Origin of the sequence: Methylobacterium sp. ME121, assembly GCF_000974725.1 — a bacterium.
GTDB lineage: Bacteria > Pseudomonadota > Alphaproteobacteria > Rhizobiales > Beijerinckiaceae > Methylobacterium > Methylobacterium radiotolerans.
Genome location: NZ_BBUX01000016.1, coordinates 1 through 13,317, shown reverse-complemented (window position 1 = coordinate 13,317; position 13,317 = coordinate 1). Strand labels below are relative to the sequence as shown.

Annotated in this window: 10 protein-coding genes; 6 read left to right on the top strand and 4 right to left on the bottom strand. The window is 71.0% G+C overall.

Features of this window, described 5'->3' with window-relative positions:
• Positions 1-2 precede the first annotated feature (2 nt).
• A complete protein-coding gene (mobB, locus tag ME121_RS12905) occupies positions 3-521 on the bottom strand; it encodes a molybdopterin-guanine dinucleotide biosynthesis protein B (protein WP_012329884.1) in 519 nt (172 codons plus the stop codon).
• Between the two features lie 249 nt (positions 522-770).
• On the opposite strand from mobB, the gene ME121_RS12900 reads away from it, so the two are divergent.
• The 3 genes from ME121_RS12900 (at position 771) to fdhF (ending at position 5,891) form a co-directional block, all read left to right on the top strand.
• Positions 771-1,085, top strand: coding sequence for a hypothetical protein (locus ME121_RS12900; RefSeq protein ID WP_012329883.1), 315 nt, complete (start codon positions 771-773; stop codon positions 1,083-1,085).
• A 62-nt stretch (positions 1,086-1,147) separates the two neighbouring features.
• On the top strand, positions 1,148-2,866 hold the full coding sequence (locus ME121_RS12895; protein ID WP_059408952.1) for an NAD(P)H-dependent oxidoreductase subunit E: 1,719 nt from the start codon (positions 1,148-1,150) through the stop codon (positions 2,864-2,866).
• 55 nt (positions 2,867-2,921) lie between these two features.
• Positions 2,922-5,891: a formate dehydrogenase subunit alpha gene (gene fdhF, locus ME121_RS12890; protein WP_012329881.1), complete on the top strand. Its 2,970-nt coding sequence runs from the start codon at positions 2,922-2,924 to the stop codon at positions 5,889-5,891.
• Between the two features lie 261 nt (positions 5,892-6,152).
• Here fdhF and ME121_RS12885 read toward each other — a convergent pair whose 3' ends face one another.
• The 3 genes from ME121_RS12885 to ME121_RS12875 form a co-directional block, all read right to left on the bottom strand.
• Positions 6,153-6,482 carry a winged helix-turn-helix domain-containing protein gene (locus ME121_RS12885; protein WP_024827492.1) on the bottom strand — a complete coding sequence of 110 codons (330 nt, stop codon included), beginning with the start codon at positions 6,480-6,482 and terminating at the stop codon, positions 6,153-6,155.
• 155 nt (positions 6,483-6,637) lie between these two features.
• Positions 6,638-8,626: a molybdopterin biosynthesis protein gene (locus ME121_RS12880; RefSeq protein WP_041372976.1), complete on the bottom strand. Its 1,989-nt coding sequence runs from the start codon at positions 8,624-8,626 to the stop codon at positions 6,638-6,640.
• Positions 8,623-9,714: a molybdopterin-binding protein gene (locus ME121_RS12875; RefSeq protein WP_059408951.1), complete on the bottom strand. Its 1,092-nt coding sequence runs from the start codon at positions 9,712-9,714 to the stop codon at positions 8,623-8,625. The genes ME121_RS12880 and ME121_RS12875 overlap by 4 nt, the downstream gene beginning before the upstream one ends.
• A 376-nt stretch (positions 9,715-10,090) precedes the next feature.
• On the opposite strand from ME121_RS12875, the gene ME121_RS12870 reads away from it, so the two are divergent.
• From ME121_RS12870 to ME121_RS12860, 3 genes are read left to right on the top strand one after another with little or no spacing between them, the layout of a single operon-like run.
• Positions 10,091-10,786, top strand: coding sequence for an ABC transporter permease (locus ME121_RS12870; protein ID WP_041372974.1), 696 nt, complete (start codon positions 10,091-10,093; stop codon positions 10,784-10,786).
• On the top strand, positions 10,783-11,493 hold the full coding sequence (locus ME121_RS12865) for an ATP-binding cassette domain-containing protein (protein WP_012329876.1): 711 nt from the start codon (positions 10,783-10,785) through the stop codon (positions 11,491-11,493). The genes ME121_RS12870 and ME121_RS12865 overlap by 4 nt, the downstream gene beginning before the upstream one ends.
• Positions 11,466-12,311, top strand: coding sequence for an ABC transporter substrate-binding protein (locus ME121_RS12860; protein WP_012329875.1), 846 nt, complete (start codon positions 11,466-11,468; stop codon positions 12,309-12,311). Before ME121_RS12865 ends, ME121_RS12860 begins: the two co-directional genes overlap by 28 nt.
• The last annotated feature ends 1,006 nt before the right edge of the window (positions 12,312-13,317 follow it).

Genomic DNA, 13,317 nt, shown 5'->3' with positions numbered 1-13,317 from the left:
GGCTAGAGCCTCCCGAGGACGTCTTCGAAGGGAACGGCGACGTCGAGCATCAGCCCCGTCACCGCCTCCGGGTCGTTCAAATCTACGACGGGAATGCCCGAGGCCGGAAATCCGACGTCGCTCGCGATGCCCACGATGGTGGGGTCCAAAGGATGGAGGGGCGGGCGGCCGTTCTCGGCGCGATGGACCTCGAGCTTGGGGATCGGCTCCCGCTTGTAGCCTTCCACGACGATGAGGTCGCAGGGGCTGATCCGCCGCAGGAGCTGAGCCAGGGTCGCTTCCGCCTCGTCCCGCAGCTCGTGGACCTGGGCCCACCGGCGGCCCGACGACACGAGCACCTCGACCGCCCCCGCCCTGCGGTGCTCGTACGAGTCCTTCCCGGGCCAGTCTGTGTCGAAGTCGTGGTGGGCATGCTTGAGGGTCGCCACCTTCACGCCGCGGGCGACGAGCACGGGGATGGCCCGAACCAGCAGGGTGGTCTTGCCAGCCCCGCTCCACCCGGCAAGTCCGATCACGCGCATGCCGGACACCTCTGACCGCCTCCCTCGCGACGTTTCCACTGCCCCGCACGATGTCTCAGAGCAAGCGTCAGCCACGCCGTCGGGGCGCGTGACCCCGCCTCACGCAAATTGAAACGACTTCAAAAACGATATAACACCTCCGCTATAACGGCTGCCATTTGGTATGCCACGAGCGAACGCCACGCCAACGGACCCGAACGGGCACGCCATGCACGACTCCGACCTTCCCTTGATCGCGCAGGCATGAGCATGAGCGACGCATCCTCTGCGGCGGACTGGGCCGCCATCGTGACGGACGCCTACTGCGCCGACGCGAAGCCGCCGCTCACGCAGGAGCTCGCGGACCGCGTTCGCGACGCGCTCGCGGGGACGATCGCTTCCTCGACCGCGGACGCCTCGAAGTCCCTGATGGACCGCCTCAACGCCACCCTCGACGCGTTCGAGATCGAGCTTCGCTCCGTCGTCGGGCCCAGGATCACCTCCCTGGACGCGGCGACGGGCGCCGTCGCGATGGAACATCGGTCCGAGGCCGGCCAGCCGCTCCGGGCCTTCGGCGGCCAGTAAGCCCCGACCGACCGTCAGGACGCCGCGACTAACCGCCCCAGCAGTTGGAAACCAGATATCGCATGAGTGAGGCACCGGGGACCGTCAGGAACTTCTCGCATCCCGGCCGGGGGCGGAACAAGGCGCGCAGCGTACCCAAGGGGCGCCAGGTCGAGCCGCGGGCGAAGGTCGAGATCGAGGAGCTTCTCGGCTCCCGCTCGCGCCAGCGCGACCTGCTCATCGAGCACCTCCACCTGATCCAGGACACCTACGGCCAGATCAGCGCCGAGCACTTGGCGGCGCTGGCCGACGAGATGGCCCTGGCCTTCGCCGAGGTCTTCGAGACCGCGACCTTCTACGCGCATTTCGACGTGGTGAAGGAGGGTGACGCCGCCATCCCGAGGCTGACCGTCCGGGTCTGCGACAGCATCACCTGCGCGATGTTCGGCGCCGACGAGTTGCTGGAGACGCTCCAGCGGGAACTCGCCTCCGACGCCGTCCGCGTCGTGCGCGCGCCCTGCGTCGGCCTGTGCGACCACGCGCCCGCCGTCGAGGTCGGGCACAACTTCCTGCACAAGGCCGACCTCGCCTCCGTGAGGGCCGCGGTCGAGGCCGGCGACACACACGCCCATGTCCCGGACTACGTGGATTACGACGCCTATCGGGCCGCCGGCGGGTACGCGACCCTCGACCGGCTCCGCAGCGGGGACCTTCCGGTCGACGACGTCCTGAAGGTGCTCGACGACGGCGGACTGCGCGGCCTCGGCGGCGCGGGCTTCCCGACGGGGCGCAAGTGGCGCTCGGTGCGCGGCGAGCCCGGGCCCCGGCTGATGGCGGTCAACGGGGACGAGGGCGAGCCCGGCACCTTCAAGGACCAGCTCTACCTCAACACCGACCCGCACCGCTTCCTCGAAGGGATGCTGATCGGCGCCCACGTCGTCGAGGCGCCGGAGGTGTATATCTACCTGCGGGACGAGTACCCCATCTCCCGCGAGATCCTGACGCGCGAGATCGCGAAGCTCCCCGAGGGCGGCCCGCGCATCCACCTGCGCCGCGGCGCCGGCGCCTATATCTGCGGCGAGGAATCCTCGCTGATCGAGTCCCTCGAGGGCAAGCGCGGGTTGCCGCGGCACAAGCCGCCGTTCCCGTTCCAGGTCGGCCTGTTCAACCGTCCGACGCTGATCAACAACATTGAGACGCTGTTCTGGGTCCGCGACCTGATCGAGCGGGGCGGCGACTGGTGGAAGAGCCACGGCCGCAACGACCGCGTCGGCCTGCGCTCCTACTCGGTCTCGGGACGCGTGAAAGAGCCGGGGGTGAAGCTCGCCCCGGCCGGCCTCACCATCCAGGAGCTCATCGACGAGTATTGCGGCGGCATGGCCGACGGCCACACCTTCGCGGCCTACCTGCCGGGCGGCGCGTCGGGCGGCATCCTGCCGGCGTCGATGAACGACATCCCGCTCGATTTCGGGACCCTGGAGAAGTACGGCTGCTTCATCGGCTCTGCCGCCGTCGTGATCCTGTCGGATCGGGACGATGTGCGCGGCGCCGCGTTGAACCTGATGAGGTTCTTCGAGGACGAGAGCTGCGGGCAGTGCACCCCCTGCCGTTCGGGGACCCAGAAGGCCCGCATCCTGATGGAGCAGGGCGTCTGGGACACCGAGCTCCTGGGCGAGCTGTCCCAGTGCATGCGGGATGCCTCGATCTGCGGCCTCGGCCAAGCCGCCTCGAACCCGCTCAGCAGCGTCATCAAGTACTTCCCGGACCTGTTCCCCGCCCCCCGCGCCGCGGCTGCCGAGTGAGGCAACCGATGGTGCCGGCGAACCCTATCCCGATGTCCGAGCCAGGAGCGGCCGCATGAGCAACGCCCCCGAACAGCGCGGCGACGAGACCGAGAAGCCCGAGATCCGGGCCGACGGGCTGCAGGATGCGGGCGGGCCCGCGTCGGGCCCGAAGCCGGGGGCCGGCGGCTCCTACTCGGAAGGGGCGAAGGCGGGCGGCCAAGCGGCCCCTGAGCCGTCGGGCCTGCACGATCTGAAGGGGCGGCCGACCGCCCCCCCGACCATCGCGTTCGAGCTTGACGGACAGCAGGTCGAGGCCGCCCCCGGCGAGACGATCTGGGCCGTCGCCAAGCGCCTCGGCACCCACATCCCGCACCTCTGCCACAAGCCCGAGCCCGGCTACCGCCCGGACGGCAACTGCCGCGCCTGCATGGTCGAGATCGAGGGTGAGCGCGTGCTGGCCGCCTCTTGCAAGCGCACGCCGGCCGTCGGCATGAAGGTCAAGTCCGCGACCGAGCGCGCCACCAAGGCCCGCGCCATGGTGCTCGAGCTGCTCGTGGCCGACCAGCCCGAGCGCGCGACCTCGCACGACCCGACCTCGCATTTCTGGGTGCAGGCCGACTTCCTCGACGTGTCCGAGAGCCGCTTCCCCGCGGCCGAGCGCTGGACCGGCGACTTCAGCCACCCGGCCATGAGCGTCAATCTCGACGCCTGCATCCAGTGCAACCTCTGCGTCCGCGCCTGCCGCGAGGTCCAGGTCAACGACGTCATCGGCATGGCCTACCGCTCGGCCGGCGCCAAGGTCGTGTTCGACTTCGACGACCCGATGGGCGGCTCGACCTGCGTGGCCTGCGGCGAGTGCGTCCAGGCCTGCCCGACCGGCGCGCTGATGCCGTCCGCCTATCTCGACGCCGAGCACAAGACCCGGACGGTGTACCCCGACCGCGAGGTGACCTCGCTGTGCCCCTATTGCGGCGTCGGCTGCCAGGTCTCCTACAAGGTGAAGGACGAGAAGATCGTCTACGCCGAGGGCGTGAACGGGCCGGCCAACCACAACCGGCTCTGCGTGAAGGGGCGCTTCGGCTTCGACTACGTCCACCACCCCCACCGCCTGACGGCGCCGCTGATCCGCCTGGACAACGTCCCGAAGGACGCCAACGATCAGGTCGACCCGGCCAACCCGTGGACGCACTTCCGCGAGGCGACCTGGGAGGAGGCGCTCGACCGCGCCGCCGGGGGCCTCAAGACGGTCCGCGACACGCACGGCCGCAAGGCGCTCGCCGGCTTCGGCTCGGCGAAGGGCTCGAACGAGGAGGCCTACCTCTTCCAGAAGCTGGTGCGGCTCGGGTTCGGCTCGAACAACGTCGACCACTGCACCCGCCTGTGCCACGCCTCGTCGGTGGCGGCCCTCATGGAAGGCCTGAACTCGGGCGCCGTGTCGGCGCCGTTCTCGGCAGCGCTCGACGCCGAGGTCATCATCGTGATCGGCGCCAACCCGACCGTGAACCACCCGGTGGCGGCGACCTTCCTCAAGAACGCCGTGAAGCAGCGCGGCGCCAAGCTGATCGTCATGGACCCGCGCCGGCAGGTGCTGTCGCGGCACGCCTACAAGCACCTCGCGTTCAAGCCCGGCTCGGACGTGGCGATGCTCAACGCGATGCTCAACGTGATCATCGAGGAGGAGCTCTACGACGAGCAGTACATCGCGGGGTACACGGAGAACTTCGAGGCGCTGAAGGAGAAGATCGTCGAGTTCACGCCGGAGAAGATGGCCTCGGTCTGCGGCATCGACGCGGAGACGCTGCGCGAGGTCGCCCGGCTCTACGCCCGCGCCAAGTCCTCGATCATCTTCTGGGGCATGGGCATCAGCCAGCACGTCCACGGCACCGACAACTCGCGCTGCCTGATCGCGCTCGCCCTCGTCACGGGGCAGATCGGGCGCCCCGGCACCGGCCTGCATCCGCTGCGCGGCCAGAACAACGTCCAGGGCGCGTCCGACGCCGGCCTGATCCCGATGGTCTACCCGGACTACCAGTCGGTCGAGAAGGCCGCGGTGCGGGAGATGTTCGAGGAGTTCTGGGGTCAGAAGCTCGACCCGCAGAGGGGCCTCACCGTCGTCGAGATCATGCGGGCGATCCACGCCGGCGAGATCAAGGGCATGTTCGTCGAGGGCGAGAACCCGGCGATGTCCGACCCCGACCTGAACCACGCCCGGCACGCCCTGGCGATGCTCGACCACCTCGTCGTGCAGGACCTGTTCCTGACGGAGACCGCCTTCCACGCCGACGTGGTGCTGCCGGCCTCCGCCTTCGCCGAGAAGGCCGGCACCTTCACCAACACCGACCGTCGCGTGCAGATCTCGCAGCCGGTGGTGTCCCCGCCGGGCGACGCGCGGCAGGACTGGTGGATCATCCAGGAACTGGGGAAGCGCCTCGGCCTGCCCTGGAACTACGGCGGTCCGGCCGACATCTTCCGCGAGATGGCCATGGTGATGCCGTCGTTCAACAACATCACCTGGGAGCGCCTGGAGCGCGAGGGCGCCGTGACCTATCCGGTCGACGCGCCGGACAAGCCCGGCAACGAGATCATCTTCTACGCCGGCTTCCCCACGGAGAGCGGGCGCGCGAAGATCGTTCCGGCCGCCGTGGTGCCGCCGGACGAGCTGCCGGACGACGACTACCCGATGGTCCTGTCGACCGGCCGCGTGCTCGAACACTGGCACACCGGATCGATGACCCGGCGCGCCGGCGTCCTCGACGCGCTGGAGCCCGAGGCGGTCGCCTTCATGGCCCCGAAGGAGCTCTACCGGCTCGGGCTGGAGCCCGGCGACACGATGAAGCTGGAGACGCGCCGCGGCGCCGTCCACCTGAAGGTGCGCTCCGACCGCGACGTGCCGGTCGGCATGATCTTCATGCCGTTCTGCTACGCCGAGGCCGCGGCCAACCTGCTGACGAACCCGGCGCTCGACCCGATGGGCAAGATCCCCGAGTTCAAGTTCTGCGCGGCCCGGGCCTCCGCCGTCCACACGGCCATGGCCGCCGAGTAGGCGGCGTGACCTCCGGCGGCGCGCCCAGGCGTGCCGCCGGACACCGGGCTCGCGGGCTGATACCGTTTCCGGTCGATCGGCCCGGTGCCGTCCTTGCGAGCGCAGCGAAGCAATCCAGTCGGCGCGACGCCGACAGATGTCGCGCGGCCCTGGGTCACTTCGCTGCGCCCGCGATGACGCAGCGGGCTGCACAGACCGAAGCCGACGCCCGCCCTCGAGAGACCGCTTCCCACGGAGGCGCGCCTCCGCCCGGCCTCGCTCCTAGGAATCAACCTTCATCAGCGAGGCCAGAAGGTCGAGTTCGCCCGCCACGGCCTCCGAGGCGAGCCGCTCCATGCGCAGGTAGCTGTCGAGGATGGCGTCGCCCGTGCCCGTCAGGACGGCCCCGCCGCCCCGGCGGCCGCCCTTGCTCGCGGAGACGAGCGGCTCCTGGAACGCCTTGTTCAACGTGTCGATGAGGTACCAGGCTCGCTTGTAGCTCATGCCCATCCGTCGCCCCGCGGCGGCGATGGAGCCGGTGTCGCGGATGCCGCTCAGGAGGGCGGCTTTGCCGGGTCCCAGCAGGGTGTCCGAGCCGAGCTCGATCCGCAAACTGATGCTCGTGTCCTCGCCCAACGCACACCGCCGCTTCGCCGGAGGCCCCAGCGCCTCGCAGGCGTCCCTACGCGAAACGGCCGCGTCGATCATCCCGGCGGGCGACAGGATCGTCCGTCCCGTTCCGTCGAGGCCGGCCGACGGTGCGCGCGTCACGCGGCTCCCGCGGCGGGCGTGAAGCCCAGAGCGCGCAGCGCGGCGGCCGTCCCGGGCTCGCCCAGCAGGCTCAGGAAGGCCGCGAGCGCCGGCATCTCCCGCGCGTCCGCGCGATACGCGAGGTCGTAAGCCTCCTCCGTCAGCGGGCGGAAGCCCAGCCCGTAGGCATCCGCGACGCTCGCTATGGCCACGCCCCAGTCCGCCCTGCCCTGCGAGACCGCTGCGGCGACGGCGTTGTGCGAGCGCGGCTGGTTCCAGAACCCCGCCGGCCGGGCACCGTCCAGCAGGCCGTCCACGAGCAGGCGCGTGCCCGATCCGGCGTTGCGGTTGACCATCACGGCGTCGGGGTCGGCGAGCGCCGCGGCGACCGCGTCCGCGGCGTTCCGGGCTTCGAACCTGGCGTCGCCGCGGCGAAACACGACGCCCTGGAGGCGGCGCCAGCCGGGCGCGAGGGACATCCCTTCGGCGAGGAACGGGGCATTGTACCGGCCCGTCTCGGGATCGAAGAGGTGCATGGCGGCGACGTCGCATTCGCCGCGCCGCAGGGCGGCGAGACCGCCGGCCGACCCGACCCAGATGGTTCGGGCGCGGTAGCCGCGCTCGGCGAGCAGGCCGACCACCCGGTCCAGACCGATGCAATGGCTGCCGACGATCGTCAGGTCGGGCGCCCGAACGCCGGCGCCCAGGCGGACCACGGCGACGCCCTCTCCGGCCTCGACGCCGGCGCGCGCGGCGGGAACCGCGAAGAAGCCGTCCGCTTGCGAGAACGCCGTGACCGAACCTGAGCCCTTCGGCAGCGGCAGGGCGATCGTCCCCTCGGGACCGTGGGCGAGGGAGGTCATCACGAACTCGGTGCGGCCGAGTTCGGAGGGCACCCGCTGGGACACGCGCGCCGCGATCGTCTCGTCCTCCCGCGGCGGCAGCCCGGCGAGCGCCCGCACGAAGGGAACGACGAAGTCGTGGAAGGTGAACATCGCGGAGGTGGGGAATCCCGGCAGGACGATGATCGGCCTTCCCTGAGCCACCGCCACGCAGAGCGGCTTCCCCGGCTTGAGCGCTACGCCGTGGAACAGGATGCCCGGCTCGCCGAGGCGGGACAGCACCCGGTGGGAGACGTCGCCGGTCCCTTTGGACGTGCCCCCCGAGAGCACGACGAGGTCGCTGTCCCGGAGGGCGGAGTGGAGGGCTGCCTCCAGGACGGCGGCGTCGTCGCGCACGATCCCGAGCCGGACCGGTTCCCCGCCGTTCTCGGTCACCGCGGCCGCGACGATCGCGCCGTTCGAGTCGTAGATCGCGCCTTCGGGCAGGGGCTCGCCCGGTGCGACCAGCTCGTCCCCCGTGGAGAGGACGGCGACGCGCGGGCGTCGGGTGACGTCGACGGCCGGAAGGCCGCACGCCGCCAGCATGCCGATCTCGCGGGCGGTGATCCGCGTGCCCTCGCGCAGCACCGTCTCGCCGCGTGCCATGTCGGCCCCGGCATATCCCACGAACTGCGCCGGCCGAACGGCGGTCAGAATGTCGACGGCGAGGCTCCGGGCGTCGAACTCCGAGTGCTCGACCATCACCACGGCGTCGGCGCCGCGCGGGATCATGCCGCCGGTGGAGATCGGCGTCGCCGTTCCGGGCTGAACGACGACCGTCGGCGCGACACCGCAGGCGAGGATCTCGCGGTTCAGCGCGAGACGCCGCGGGCTCGCCGGCCCGGCTCCTTCCGTGTCGGCCGCGCGCAGGGCGAATCCGTCGACCAGGGAACGGTCGAAGGGCGGAACGTCCATGGGCGAGGCGACGTCGCGGGCGAGCACGCGCCCGAGCGCTTCCTCCAAGGGCAGCGTCTCGGACGGCAGGCGCGTGTGCGGGACCGCCGCCCGGAACGCCGCGAGCGCGTCGTCCCGGCTCATCACCCTGAGAAACTGCTCCTGGCTCGAGGCCGCGGCGAGACGCGCGGCGAAATCCGCCGCCTCGTCACGGTCTGCGTCGCCGCTCACAGGGCCCAAACCTCTGCCTCCTCGCCAGCCCGGAAGCCTTCGCTCTCCGGCTCGACCACGACGATCCCGTCCGCCTGCACCAACCGAGCGAGCGGAAGCCCGGCTCCGCCGAGCGGCTCGACGCCCTCGGACCCGCTCCGGACGAAGACGACCTCGGACAGACCGATCGACGAGACGATCTTCCGTACGAGGACATGCCGCCGAGGCCAGCGGTCCTGCGCGCCGGCGAGCCTCGCGATGAGAGGACGGCCCAGTGCCAAGAACGCGGCGAGCGCCGCCTCGGGACGCCCGGGCACCAGAAGAACCGGCCTGCCGGCTGCGGAGCCGACGGCGGTGGTTTCCCCGGGCCGCAACGCGATGCCGTGCGCGCGGACTTCTCCGGCGAGGCCGAGGGCCGCCGCGCTATGGTCCGAGCGGCCGAAGCCGCTTCCCATGACCACCAGCACCGCGTCCGCCGTGCCGCCGCGGATGGCCGCGACGATGTCCTCGACTCCCCGGGCGCGAACCGCCTCGGTCACCCCGCCTGCCCGCGCGATCAGACGCCTGAGCAGGGGCGACACGGTATCGAGGCTCGACGTCCCCGCGGTGACGACGCGCAAGAGTGGCTGACGGACGTCTATCGTCTCCAGGCCGGCCGCCTCCAGGACGAGCAGGTGAAGCGGCTCGATCCGGGTGCCCGCCTCGATCAGCCTCGCGTTGTCAGCGACGTCGTCGCCCGCCCCGCACACGCCTTCCCGCGTGGCGATGTCCGCGACGACCGTCCCGTCCGCGTATCCCTCCGGGGGCAATACGGCGTCGGTGCCGGAAGGCAGCGGCTGTCCCGCCTCGACCCATGGCGGTGGCCGCGCCAGGAAGATCGGCGCGTAGGCCGACGCGCCTCCCACCGCAGCGGCCTCGACCGCGAATCCGTCTCGCACCGCCGTCATGGCCGCGGGCACGGCGGAGCGCGCGACGACCGCTCCCGCGGCGATGCATCCGAGCGCCGCTTCGAGCGGAACGGTCGCGGGGGCGACGGGCGCAGACTCGCCGCTGAGCAGGTTCGCCGCCTCCCGAAGTGGGATCAGCGCCGAGGACGCATTTCGGATCATCCTGGCGGCGATGCGCCATCCGGGTTCGAGGATCAAGGGCCGGCGCGGCGGTCGACCCGGCATGCGCCGCGTTCGCGTACCGAGAGAAGCCGCGTCGGCGAGAATCCGGGCGGCCCGCCCGGAGCGCGGCACCGACGACGCCCCCGACGGGCAGGTTCCCCCGCAGAGGGGCTCACATCCCCGACGGACGGCGATGGCCACTTCGAACGTCCCGACGGCACGACAACAAGCGCTCCGGGCGATATGCTCACCCGGTATCCGCGCGCTCCCTGGTAGGCATGACAGGACCATTCCGCCGAACCTGCATCTCGAGGTCGGCCTCATCGGCTGATCTCGCCATCCGCCGCGTCCTGTTCCTGAGGACCGGCCCGGGCGCGTGATGCAGACGCTCCAGGACATCCTCTCCCGCCTGTTCAGCCTGGATCGCGACGTGCTGGCGATCGCGTGGCTGTCGCTGCGTGTCAGCCTCACCGCCGTCGGCATCGGCCTCGTGCTCGGCATACCCCTGGGTGCGTTCCTGGCTGTGGCCCGCTTTCCCGGACGCGGCGCCGCGGTCGGCCTGCTGAACGCCTTCATGGGGCTGCCGCCGGTGCTCGTCGGCCTCGCGCTCTACCTCGTCCTCTCCCGCTCCGGCCCGCTCGGCACGCTCGGCCTGCTGTTCACCCCCGGCGCGATGATCGCCGCACAGGCGACGCTCGCGACCCCGCTCGTCGCCGCCCTGACGCAGCAGGTCGTCGCCGACGCCCGGGTGCATCTCGGCGAGCAGCTGCGCTCCCTCGGGCTCTCCGCACCGCGTCAGGCCGGGGCGATGATCTACGACGTGCGCTTCTCCCTCGTGACCGCGGCGCTCGCCGCGTTCGGCCGGGCGATCTCGGAGATCGGCGCGGTCCTCGTCGTCGGCGGCAACATCGACGGGTATACCCGCACGATGACGACGGCGATCTCGCTGGAGACCCAGAAGGGCGATCTCAGCCTTGCCCTGGCGCTCGGCCTCGTGCTGATCGGCCTCGTTCTGGTGGTGAACGTCGCCGTGGCCTTGCTCCGCCGCCACGCCGCGCGCGTGTACGGATGAGCGCGGCGCCGGCCATCCGCCTCGAGGACGTGACGCTGTCTCTCGACGGGCGAACGGTGCTCGACCGTCTCTGCCTGGAGGTCGTTTCGGGCAGCGTCACGGCGGTCATCGGACCGAACGGAGCGGGCAAGAGCGTCACGCTCAGGGTCATCGACGGGCTCCTGCGACCCGACGGCGGGACGGTCCGGGTCGGCCCGCACCGGCGGGCCTTCGTGTTTCAGCGGCCCGCGCTGATCCGCGCGACCGCCGCCGCGAACGTCGCGCTGGCTCTCGGAAGCCTGCCCCGTCCTGCGCGCGCCGCGCGGGTGCAGGAGGCGCTCGCCCGGGTCCGACTCGCGGAGCGCGCACGCGATGCCGCGACGCGGTTCTCCGGCGGCGAGCAGCAGCGGCTGGCGCTGGCCCGCGCCTGGGCGGTCGGACCCGACCTGCTCCTCCTCGACGAGCCGACCGCGAACCTCGACCCGGCTTCGACCGAGATCGTCGAGGGGCTGGTGTCCGCGATGGCGCGGGCGGGCACCACGGTGGTGCTCGTCTCACACAATCTCGGGCAGGTGGCGCGCCTCGCCGACACGGCGATCGTGCTGGCCTCCGGCCGCGCCGTCGAGCATGGTCCATCCCGCCAGATCCTGTTCTCGCCCCGCACGTCCGAGGCGCGGGCCTACCTCGCCGGGGAATTGCCGTGGACCCCTTCCGTCGTCGCCTCCTGACCCTGGGATTGGCCGCGCTCCTGAGCGCGGCCGGCCTCCTGCCATCGGCCGACGCCGAACCGACCGCGATCGTCGTCGCCTCGACGACCTCGACCGAGCAGTCCGGCCTGTTCAAGCACATCCTCCCGCTCTTCCGGGAGACGTCCGGGATCGACGTGAAGGTCGTCGCTCTGGGCACGGGCCAGGCGCTCGACGCCGCGCGCCGCGGCGATGCCGACGTGGTCCTGGTCCACGACCGTCCGGCCGAAGACAAGTTCCTCGCCGAGGGCTTCGCGAAGAGGCGGTACGACGTGATGTACAACGATTTCGTGCTGATCGGCCCGGCCTCCGATCCGGCCGGCGTGCGCGGCCTGGGCGTGCGCGAGGCCTTCGCCAAGCTCGCGGCCAGCAAGGCGGCGTTCGTGTCGCGCGGTGATCGTTCGGGCACCCACAGCGCCGAGTTGCGCAGCTGGAGGGAGGCCGGCGTCGATCTCGCCGCCGTGCGCGGTCCTTGGTACCGGGACGTCGGCCAGGGCATGGGCCCCGCGCTCAACGCGGCCTCGGCTCTCGGCGCCTACATCCTCGCCGACCGGGGGACGTGGCTCGCGTTCAAGAACCGCGCCGACTTGGTCATCCTGGTTCAGGGGGATCCGAGCCTGTTCAACCCCTACGGCGTAATGCTGGTGAACCCCGACAGGCACCCCGGCGTGAAGGCGAAGGAGGGGCAGGCCTTCATCGACTGGCTTGTCTCGCCGGAGGGGCAGGGGGCGATCGCGGGCTACAAGGTCGGTGGCGAAGAGCTGTTTTTCCCGAGCGCGAGTGCGCTCACGACGCGCTGACCCGGTATCCGCGATTTGGGGAACCGGACCGGCGTCGACACAGGCTGGAGCAGAGGGCCGGAGGCCATGAGCCGACCGCTCGACCTCATCATGCCCGAACGACCGCGCGAGCCCCGCCGCGAGGGGTGCCGCAAGACTACGGCGACCAGGGAGAGCCACTATGGTGCGGGCGCTCCCCCATCCGTCCCGGTCGTCCGCGAGGATGGGCGGTCGATCTCGCTGAAGTCCGCCATCGTGCCTCTCCAAGCCGCACAGGGAGGGATGACCGGGACGGTCGTGGTGATGCGGGATGTCACGATCCGCGTCGCCGAACCGAAGGTGCTGAAACAGCGTTCGGCGAGGCCACCGAGGCTCGTGCGGGTCCATCGACGCGCGGGCGCGCGTCGATGGACCCGCAGGTGCACGACGTCCCTACGGACATCATCGTCACAGAAGACGGTGTCTGGCCGGAATCGGGTCGAGCGCGACTATGCTGCGAAGCTCGAACTCTATCCGCACTGCCTGACTTCTCAGCCGATGCGGCCCCGGCCTGCCCTGGATGATGCTCGCCCCGAGCCTCGATCCGGAAGATCCGGGTCTCTTACGGCGACATCACCGGAGCGCTAGAGCCGGGAGACGCCGGCCGCGCGAGCCGGCCCGCTCACAGAGAAGGCATCGGATCTGCTCGCGACATCGAGAGCTGCAGCGATTGTTTCGGGTGCCCGGACGCCGTGCGCTGACGATCCTGCCGTGAGATCCGCTCCATGGCCGATGTTCACTGAGATCCAGCCGTTTCGCGCGAGCGGAGCAGCGCTAGATGTATGGTCCCGGAATGTGGTGTGTCGGATCTGCTCCGAAGCAGGCGAGCTGCTTCCGGCCAGACTGCGTCATGCCGGATCGTCAACGCGCGCAGAACCGGACGTTCGGCTTCGCGCCCAATCCGGACGAAAAGGTCGTGCCGCCGTCATCTCGAAAGCAGACGTTGCCTCTGGACTGATTTCTATGCCGTCAAGTCGAAGGTGGCCGA

Bases quoted from the DNA above. Each gene is read 5' to 3' on its own strand.
- ME121_RS12865 (WP_012329876.1), top strand. From the start codon at position 10,783: ATGAGCGCGGCGCCGGCCATCCGCCTCGAGGACGTGACGCTGTCTCTC.
- mobB (WP_012329884.1), bottom strand. From the start codon at position 521: ATGCGCGTGATCGGACTTGCCGGGTGGAGCGGGGCTGGCAAGACCACC.
- ME121_RS12895 (WP_059408952.1), top strand. From the start codon at position 1,148: ATGAGTGAGGCACCGGGGACCGTCAGGAACTTCTCGCATCCCGGCCGG.
- ME121_RS12900 (WP_012329883.1), top strand. From the start codon at position 771: ATGAGCGACGCATCCTCTGCGGCGGACTGGGCCGCCATCGTGACGGAC.
- fdhF (WP_012329881.1), top strand. From the start codon at position 2,922: ATGAGCAACGCCCCCGAACAGCGCGGCGACGAGACCGAGAAGCCCGAG.
- ME121_RS12875 (WP_059408951.1), bottom strand. From the start codon at position 9,714: ATGATCCGAAATGCGTCCTCGGCGCTGATCCCACTTCGGGAGGCGGCG.